We start from the raw sequence: 328 nt of genomic DNA, 5'->3' as shown, positions 1-328 counted from the left end.
AGTGACTGTAGGAAGTGTAGTTGTTGATAAGACAACGAACACGATCAAAGGTCTCAGCAACACAACGTGGAACGGCACAGCGGTATCAGGTCAAGCAGCAACCGAAGATCAATTGGCGGCAGTGGATAGTAAGTTGGGTGGTTTGGACGATGCAGCAGTTAAATATGATGATGCAACGACCAAAGATAAGATCACGCTTGCAGGTGTTGGTGGAACCACGATCACTAACTTGAAAGCTGGTGCAGTGAATTCAACCTCAACTGATGCGATCAACGGCAGTCAATTACACGGTGTTGCAGACAGCGTTAAGAGTGCAATTGGTGGCAAC

The 328-nt window shown here is 47.3% G+C and carries 1 pseudogene; it reads left to right on the top strand.

Features of this window, described 5'->3' with window-relative positions:
* Positions 1-328 (top strand): annotated as a pseudogene (locus tag WA352_RS21800) (YadA-like family protein); the annotation flags it as partial.

Origin of the sequence: Acinetobacter sp. 102 (genome assembly GCF_037028485.1) — a bacterium.
GTDB lineage: Bacteria > Pseudomonadota > Gammaproteobacteria > Pseudomonadales > Moraxellaceae > Acinetobacter > Acinetobacter higginsii.
This window is presented reverse-complemented; position numbering and strand designations above follow the sequence as displayed.